Annotated in this window: 5 protein-coding genes; all 5 read right to left on the bottom strand. The window is 42.1% G+C overall.

Annotation, left to right across the window (positions count from 1 at the left end; all coding sequences use genetic code 11):
- Positions 1–678 precede the first annotated feature (678 nt).
- Entirely contained in the window at positions 679–1878 is a 1200-nt protein-coding gene (locus AACW90_RS21405) for an ROK family protein (protein ID WP_390238702.1), read from the bottom strand.
- Positions 1879–1907: 29 nt separating this feature from the next.
- Complete coding sequence (gene araH / locus AACW90_RS21400) at positions 1908–2927, bottom strand: L-arabinose ABC transporter permease AraH (protein WP_390238700.1); 1020 nt, start codon at positions 2925–2927, stop codon at positions 1908–1910.
- The gene (locus tag AACW90_RS21395) at positions 2924–4429 is read right to left on the bottom strand and encodes a sugar ABC transporter ATP-binding protein (protein ID WP_390238698.1); all 1506 of its coding nucleotides are present in this window, start codon (positions 4427–4429) and stop codon (positions 2924–2926) included. The genes araH and AACW90_RS21395 overlap by 4 nt, the downstream gene beginning before the upstream one ends.
- A 49-nt stretch (positions 4430–4478) precedes the next feature.
- Positions 4479–5471 (bottom strand): arabinose ABC transporter substrate-binding protein, encoded by a 993-nt coding sequence (locus AACW90_RS21390; protein WP_347996989.1) that lies wholly within the window; start codon positions 5469–5471, stop codon positions 4479–4481.
- A gap of 184 nt (positions 5472–5655) precedes the next feature.
- Positions 5656–8958 (bottom strand): DUF5107 domain-containing protein, encoded by a 3303-nt coding sequence (locus tag AACW90_RS21385; protein WP_390238696.1) that lies wholly within the window; start codon positions 8956–8958, stop codon positions 5656–5658.
- Between the last annotated feature and the right edge of the window lie 258 nt (positions 8959–9216).

The following is a 9216-nucleotide window of genomic DNA, read 5'->3' as shown; positions in this document are numbered from 1 at the left end:
TGGTTGCTGCATTTTGGAACTCTAAAATTAGGGATCGTAGATGAAGTAGTTGGTCGAGTAATCCGGCCAACATAAGTGTTACCTATGTGACCGGTTTAAAGTGTTACCTATGAGGTCGGTAGTACATATTAGATCTCCACTTTCATGTAATGCTGTTCGTTAGTACTAAATACTTCGTCATTCCCGTGAAAACGGGAATCTTGGTGGTATTAGATCCCCACTTTCATGTAATGCTGTTCGGTTAGTACTAAATACTTCGTCATTCCTGTGAAAACGGGAATCTTGGTGGTATTAGATCTCCACTTTCATGTAATGCTGTTCGGTTAGTACTAAATACTTCGTCATTCCTGTGAAAACGGGAATTTTGGTGGTATTAGATCTCCACTTTCATGTAATGCTGTTCGGTTAGTACTAAATACTTCGTCATTCCCGTGAAAACGGGAATCTTGGTGGTATTAGATCTCCACTTTCGTGGAGATGACGTTGGTTTCATCGGGATGACAGGTTTAGATTACATTAACCGAACGGGAATGTCGGCAGTTTTGTCTTACGTTATTAGCCTTAGAAACTAAGTTATATTGCATAACCTACACCTCTTTATCACTCTCACTCAATACCCATTCTTTGCCCCTCGTCATTCCCGTGAAAACGGGAATCTTGGTGGTATTTGATTGAGCCTTAATTAAAGGCTATCAACATTTTCTCAATAAACAAATATCCTATTCCTTGCAACAACTGAGTATCACTAAGTTCACCAAATCGAATGCTGGATTTCTGTTCTTTAACCGAGATAACGTTCCCTTCAAATGGATTGTAGTGTGCCTGATCTTTGATAACACTTAACCAATTCTCTCCTAGTTTGCAGGCATCACCATAAATCACGATATCGTTGACGCTCATCGTCACTAAAAAATTGTAAATGCTGATACCCAATGTACTGGCTGCTTTATTACAGAATCGACACACCAATGGGTCATTTTGCAAATATAGCTGTGCACATTGTTCAAATTCAAATTCATCGAGATAATATTGTTCATAAAAAAGTCGGTTTTTAGTCTGCTTCCGAATGTCCGCTAGCATCGCTTTTGTCGATGCCACTGTTTCGAGACAACCGTATCGACCGCAACCACACTTTTTTCCATCTTGGTCGATGATTGAGTGGCCTATCTGTCCGCTTCCGTATAGCACACCTCTAAATATCTGGTCATCAATTAGAAATGAAGAACCGATACCGTAATCGACATTAATGACGCAAAAGTCACGAGCATGATCAGGGTTTATCCATTTTTCAGCAAGTGCGAGCATCACACAGTCGTTATCCACGGTAACGTCTGTATCCAATTGCTCTTCTAGGATGTATTTAAAATCAATGGGTGTATTCCATGGCGCTTGGGGCATGAACATAGACGTGCCAGCATGGATATCAACCTGTCCATGCAAAGAGAGGGCAATCTTGAGTTTGCCTACATTCGCTTCTTTTACACAACGTCGATAAACGTCAATAACGGACTGGACGAGTTCTTCTGGAACCGCTGGCGAAACATTCCTTTCCCAACGGTCTAGGATAAGCTCCATTTTACCATTCACAACCAACGCTGAGATGGTTGTGGGCGTTACATGTAGGCATATAATTGGGCTCGATTTATGAGATATTTGATACACCCCACTCGAATTGCCTCTTCCGGTATGTTTGGTTTGAACGTGTTCTACCCAACCTTTCTCCTCAAGAAAGAGAAGGATCTTGCTGATCGCAGGAATACTGAGCTCTAATAAATGAGATAGGCGAGACTTACTTAACTGTTTATATTGAAAAAGGAGTCTAATAATCAGCTTCGAATTGAATATTCTGACCGACTGATTGTTCATGCCTTTAAGCATTATAGACTCCCTTTTAATATTGAATAAAACTACCCTTTTTCTGCTAACCTCTGACGATACTGGTCTGCACCAACCGCAAGAAGTAGGATACCACCCCGGACTAGATACTGGTAAAAGGAATCGATATTAAGTAGGTTCAGAGCATTCTCTACCGTACCCATAATCAACACGCCGACCGCAACACCAATAATACTTGCCTTACCACCATTCAATGATACGCCGCCGAGTACACAAGCTGAAATGACACTGAGTTCAAAGCCTAACGATGCATTCGGTTGTCCACTAGTGATACGGGAAGCCAGTATGACCCCTGCAATAGCGCATATTGCTCCCTGTAGAGCGAAATTAGTGATTCTCACTTTATCGACATCGACACCCGCCAGTTTTGCAGCGTCGGCATTACCACCCACCGCCAATGCATTTCGTCCATAAGCGGTGTTTTTGAGCAAGAAACCAAACACAATAAAACAGAGAATAGTAATCACAATTGGGGTAGGCATTCCCAAAATAGTCGACTGTCCTAACATGAAGAAGTCCATGTTTACGACACCGACGGCATTTCCTCCCGAAATAATGTAGGCACCACCGCGTACAATTTCCATCATAGCTAAGGTGGCAATAAGCGCATTTACGCGAACTTTGGTAACAAAAATTCCGTTCATAAGGCCGATAAAAATACCGGCTATCAATGCTCCAATAATACCCAATATAAAGCTGTCTGTTGCGTTGACAATTAACGCCGCAAGCACGCCGTAGAAAGCCACTTGAGATCCCACCGACAAATCAAAGTCTTTCGATGCGAGGCAGAACATCATCGTACAGGCCACCATACCTATCTGTGATATTGAAAGGCCAAGCCCCACCATATTTCTTAGCGAAAAGAAATAAGGGACAAATATCGCTAACGAAACAAATAACAATATATAGACAACAATGATGTTGAAATTTTCACTACTACGAATCAACGACCATGTTGTGGCTCTTCTACTCATGGGTAGTTCTATTTCAGTGGTCTTATTAACATCTGTGGTGCTATTAACCGTCGTCATACTGTCATCTCCTGTTCTGGGAAAGCTTTAGAAAGAATGCTCTCTTCTTGATATTCTTCACGCGTAAATTGAGCCGATATTTGATTTTCCCGCATGACATACAAACGGTCGGTAATACCCATTACTTCGGGTAGTTCACTCGAAATTACAATAATTGAGATCCCCTTATTCGCTAGCTCGTACAAGACGTTATAGATTTGATTTTTTGCGGAAACATCAATACCTCGAGTTGGCTCATCCACAATAAGTACATTCATACGAGGCTCAGATAACCAACGAGCTAAAATTACTTTTTGTTGATTTCCTCCAGAAAGGAACTGGATCTCTTTTTCAAGGGAAGGGGTTTTAATATCTAGCCGGTCGACAAAGTGTTTGGCTTGCTCCATCTCCTTGCCCAAATTTAATATCCCACCAAACTTCCAGAAGTTACGACGGCTACTGATGGTAATATTTTCCCAAACCGATCGAAAAGTAATATTCCCCTCCTTTTTTCGGTCCTCAGAGCAATACAAAATACCATTTTCAATAGCCCGTTTAGGCGTCAACGTCGGAAGTATTTTGTTATCTAAAGATGCATCGATATGCTGACTGGATAACGCACCAATAATGGACTTCATCAACTCGGTTCTACCAGAACCAACCAGCCCGAAAAAACCAAGAATTTCACTGTTTCGTACTGAAAATTGAACGTTATTAGGGAACAACTTGCTTTGAATATTATTGAGAGAAAAGCAGGTATCACCGAGGTCACGAGGAGAATAGGCATACATATCGCCAAGGTTTCGACCTATCATTTTTTCTATAATTGTCTGGCGGTCAATCTGGGTTAAATCATCATATGAAATAACATGTTGTCCATCTTTCATCACAGTACATGAGCTACAAAGATCAAATATTTCCGCCATTCGGTGAGAAATATAAATCAGTATTTTTCCTTGTGCTTGTAGCTGACGAACCACTCTAAAAAGCACCTCTGTTTCTGCGGCTGAGAGGCTACTTGTTGGTTCATCTAAAGCAATGATATTGGCATTCAATATCATTGCTTTAGCAATTTCAACCATCTGTTGTTGACCCATTGAAAGCTTGCTGACTTTATCGGTCGGTAAGAAGCTTAGACCAAGTTTTTTCAACTGCACGTCGGCAAGTTGGTTCATTTTTTTCCAGTCGATTTTTCCTTTGTTTGTCGGGAGTCGACCTAAAAATATATTTTCTGCTACTGTCTGTTCAGGAACCAATTGAAGCTCTTGGTGAATAATCGCGATGCCATTTTTTATCGCTTCACTAGGTGATCGGAAATGAACCGGTTTACCGTTAACGACAACCTGGCCGGAGCTTGCTGGATGAATGCCGCCAAGCACCTTCATTAAGGTACTCTTGCCTGCGCCGTTAGCGCCTATAAGACCGTGAATCTCTCCATGGCCAATAGCAAAGCTAATAGAGTCGAGTGCTTTAACGCCGGGGAAGTTTTTAGTTACATCGCGAAATTCGAGTTGATTCTTCATTCGTGTAATCCTTGGTGTGTTCGGGGTTATTCACCCCGAATTATCACAATTATAGACCTAACTCTTTACGCACTTCTTCGAAGTTATCTCGTGTGGCTAAATAACCAGAGGTATACACAAGCTTGTCAGGTTCAACACCATTGGCTACCCAGTTATACATATTGAGAGATGTTTGATATCCGTGAGCTTTAGCACTCAAAATAATTGTGCCGTGAAAACCCGTGGCAACCGGTTTACGAAACTCGTTGATCGCTTCTTCCGTACCATTGATACCAAGTCCAATAATATTGTCCGACGAAATACCATTACCCTCTAGTGCCCGCACGCCACCAATAACCACTTGGTCGTTCATGCCATACACTATCCATTTTTTAAACTCACCTTTTTGCGTAATAAGGCTGTTTGCTGAATTAAACGCTTGTTCGGTGTTATCCAATCGATGAGGGGCTTCAAAAATATTTGCAGCTGGATAGTTGTTTTCGTTCAATACGTCCGTTGCACCTTTCGTGCGCTCATAGGCCGTTGGTAGCTGTTTGTAAGTTAAGGCCATAACAGCAACCTCGTTTTTGTCCCAACCACGTGAATCGATTTCAGCCAATAGTGCATCACCCACCTCTCGCCCAATGCTATAGGCAGAAATGCCCATATGAACGACGTCTTCAATCGGATTGCCATTCCCATCAATCAGGCGATCATCGACAGACATCAGTTTGAGGCCGTTTCGTTTCGCCGCAGCCACAACCGCTGGACCTAGTTTTACGTTTGGTACGCAAACAATGACGCCATCCGCTTGTTGTGTGCCCAGGTTATCCAACGCTGACATGAGTTTTTGTCCATCTTGCGCACCGATTTTAATCAGTTCAAACCCTTTTTCTTTTGCCGCAATTTCAGCAAACTTCCATTCGTCTTGGAACCAGCCTGCTTCCGGTTGTTTTACAATAAAACCGATCTTCTTCTTCGCTTCTGCGGCAACACCCAAAGAAATAGAACAAAGGGATGTTGTCAGTAATACCGTTCCGATGTTTTTGTAGAGGTTTTTCATAATGTTCCCTATTTTATTAGACCAATGCGTTGGAATATAAACGCGCCTTATCACGTTAAGGACTCAGCGTTCCGCATTTTGAATTATGTTTGTAAAGTACCGTTATTGTTTAAATTAATGGTAATGCACTACTCTGTATATATTCTGATGTTTAATCACGCTATTAAGTAATCTGTGTTTAGTATTAATGTGGTGGATGTTTAAAAAACGTTGTTAGCAGTGGCAAAAGTGAATCAATCAAACTGGTCTTGCTATGCCCCGGTTCCAAGTTAAGCAAGGCCGCTTTTTCTTGTGTCGATTGCGTAATCCCAGTGTCCAATAACAAACATTCTCCAAGTGAAGAGAGATATCGAATAAACCGACAATGCACTTGATGATTTTGAATGATATCCCTATCAAATACATTCAACTCAGGAAGCGAGACAGCGAAAAAATCTTCGTAAACATTTTGAGATAGATGATCGTTTGCCCAGTTTCTCATCACGGTAAAACGCTTCAGTGCACAGTTTTTTTCTCCTAACTTAGCAAGAGCCAGTGCTTGGAAGAACAGGTAATCAGCGGGCTGGTCATTGTAATAACGACTTTCTGTTAACTCGCTGGAACCAAGCGTCGCCTTTTGCCAATACTGTTGTGCTTCTTCAGCATTACCACGTATTTCAGCAACGCAACCGAGCATGAAATAGATGTCGTTGTCGCTTTGTCCAACAAGTCGTCCTTCGCTTAAATTGTCTGGATAGGTTAGAGACCTAATCAACTGTTGCTTTGCGTTGGCGTACTTTCCGTCCATCACGAGTTTTTCCGTTTGGCGTAATAATGCATTGATATATTGTCCTGTAATTCGACCTTCACCTCCTTCCCAAGGATGGAATATTTTGCTTTCTAACACGTCTAATGCTCTGGCTTGATTTCCAGAAATATTAAGCAGTGCTATCCACTCGGCACTTAAGTCATCCCGCTTTAGCACAATGTTCTGGTGCTTATTCAGCATATCGAGTCTATCTTCAGGTGAGCGCCCTATCAGCTTGCTTAAATGGTCTAGTTCAAAGAGCACTCTGGCGTCTTGAGAATCAAGCTCCCACGCATAAGACATATGGCAGAGCGCGCGTTCTAAATCGTGTTTTTTATTTGCATAGTAAACAGATAGATTGCGGTGACATTCTTTAAAATCAGGCCTAATAGTTAACGCATTCTTCCAAAGTAGCACCGCTTTTTCGTAAGACTTTTTGGCGTAATAGAAACACCCTAATTGATAATCGACAAAAGGATTTCCAGCTAATTTTGTCAGCGCATGCCACTCTATTTGCGTGTTTGGGAAAAGTACGTTTTGACTAAACTCCTGTTCGGCTTTGATCAATAAGCTCTCATCCATTTCGTCGTCTAATGCTGTTTTAATGAGCAAAGAATTGGCGCCGCTAGCGTCTATTAGATCAATCGCTCTGATAGCACACTCCATTAAGCCCAGTGATTGATATAAGCCACTAACATGGATGGCATTAGCTTGTCTTCTTTGGCACAAAGTCGCGAATATTTTCTTCGATTCATCCGAGTTTGTGATTCGATACCTCTCAAAAAACAAAGCATAGCCAAGCGGGAACTGTTGAATTGCCATATCATTGAAGCGCCTAGCCTCATCGGTTTTATTCAGTTTATCTAGAATCACTACCTTGATAAAAGCGGCGTGATAACTGGTAGGATTAAGCTCTAATGAGCGATTTATTTCTTCAAGCGCATCGGTGTATCTGCGCTGAATAAATGAAAGGCGACTCGCCCCCATAAATCCGATATCACCACAGTTACCACTCCAAGTGGATTTATAGTAATCCTGATAGGCCAATTCTTGTTGCCCCAGTTTTTCGTGAACACAACCTCGAAGAAAACTGGCGCGACCACACGCTGGATTCTTATTGTATTGATGGGCTCGATTTAGCGCGTTATTTAATAGTACTAATGAATTATCGTAGTCACACCGCTCGTACTCCCTATTCGCCAGCGCAAGGTTGCAGCGATAATCCAGTGGATCTCGGCGCAGAGCTTCTTGGTAATAATCTTCTGACTGACCACTAGCATGATGATACTGTTCTAAATGTTGACCTATCAAATAAAGCTCTTCAATCGATGATATGTTTTGCGGTGCCAAAGGGGGCTGCGCTGGTTCAGGAATCGCTTCTTCAGCCGCATCAAGCTCTGTGTACGAAAGTATTTTTTGACCGTTTTGGGTGGTGACAACAATCGTTAGCTTTTCATTGCTTGAATATTCAATGGTTTCCAGATGCACCTGACAAGGCTCAAAAGAGAATGTCTCGTCAACGAGAACGGTATTGTTGGACTTAATGACGACTGAACAATTCTCTATTTTGGATATTGCATAGATACCCCATTCTATTTCTCTTTCCTCTCTATGTAGTTTCAACGCGAGATCGGTATTGGCTTGATGTACCGACCCTAATTCGCTGTATGGCAGAAAGTTCTGCACGAAGACTTTCTCTTCATTTGAGTCTATCCATGTAAAGTCTGGTTGGTTATCGGTGAAGACACCTGTCATTAGTTCGATATACGGACCACAGGTATCTGTGAGGTTTTTGTCCCACGCTAAGCCAAAATCACAGTTGCCCCATGTCCACTGTTTTTTTCCTGGAGAGATATGATGATTGGCGATATGAAGTAGTCCTCCAGCCTCATTATGGCTATAGGCTCCAACAAAATCGTAATCAGAACCCGCCGCCATATAAGACGTTGGGACAGGTAGGTTGTTGTATCGAGAAATATCCGTCCCGGGGGAATAATCCACTTTGTAATACGTACCTTTTGCTATTGGGAACTCGCTTACGTCTCTTTTCCCGTGGTCGTAAACCGCGGTTACGTCTGGCGGGAATATACTCTGATGATCCTCTCCACCTTTAACGGCAGGATTCGACCACCAAAGAAACTGACGTGGTGTTGGATTTCCGTTGTAGACCTTACCGGTTATCTCTATGAGCGCTTTGTTTGGGTAAAGTTTAAAGCCTGCGCTTATTTGCAGACCATACATATGCTCGACCTCCCCAAGCCAAACCTCTGCACTACCGTCATCGTGGGTTCGAATATTTACATCCACTGGCATATAGGTGGTTGGCCTGTGATGCTGAGGCCAATTAAACTCTATTCCTCCTGAAATCCAAGGCCCTATCAAGCCAACCAGTGCAGGCTTAATAACATCGTTACAGTAAACAAAATCCCTGTTGCGAACCTTGTCGTAGGCCTGATGAATTCGACCCCCGAGTTCTGGCAACAACATGACCTTGATATAGTCATTTTCTAGAAAAATTGCGTTGTATTCTTTGTTTATCAATTCATCATTGATAGAGTCAATTACCCCATATGGGTACACCGCACCTGAAGAGCCTTGGTACACTCTTTTTTCCAGAAAGAGGGGATTGGTATCAACTGCACCAGTAGGATATGTCGGCAACACCACTGTTTCTGACCATACCCTCGCTTTATTTTTCATACATACACCTCAAAGCAGAATCTTTTTATTTTTAACCTGATGCAGGGAATTCTATGCTGTCGTTGGAGTAAGTAATTACTATTGCCTCACGCTGTTTATTAATCTTAGTTAAGTAAAAACACCTTCAAGCTGAAGAAAATCGATGTAGCTGAGTCTAAAGGGGCATTTTTAAGTCGATCATGGAATGGCAACAATATTGATAACAAACTGATTTAGCTACGTATTCGTCATGGCAATGAAGTTGGGGGAAGTGAAGGT

Origin of the sequence: Vibrio frigidus, assembly GCF_042465995.1 — a bacterium.
Lineage (GTDB): Bacteria > Pseudomonadota > Gammaproteobacteria > Enterobacterales > Vibrionaceae > Vibrio.
Note: the sequence above shows the minus strand (reverse complement) of the source record. Positions and strands in the feature narration are given on the sequence as shown.

Coding starts and splice junctions, on each gene's coding strand:
- AACW90_RS21395 (WP_390238698.1), bottom strand. CDS start 4,429: ATGAAGAATCAACTCGAATTTCGCGATGTAACTAAAAACTTCCCCGGC.
- AACW90_RS21390 (WP_347996989.1), bottom strand. CDS start 5,471: ATGAAAAACCTCTACAAAAACATCGGAACGGTATTACTGACAACATCC.
- AACW90_RS21405 (WP_390238702.1), bottom strand. CDS start 1,878: ATGCTTAAAGGCATGAACAATCAGTCGGTCAGAATATTCAATTCGAAG.
- AACW90_RS21385 (WP_390238696.1), bottom strand. CDS start 8,958: ATGAAAAATAAAGCGAGGGTATGGTCAGAAACAGTGGTGTTGCCGACA.
- araH (WP_390238700.1), bottom strand. CDS start 2,927: ATGACGACGGTTAATAGCACCACAGATGTTAATAAGACCACTGAAATA.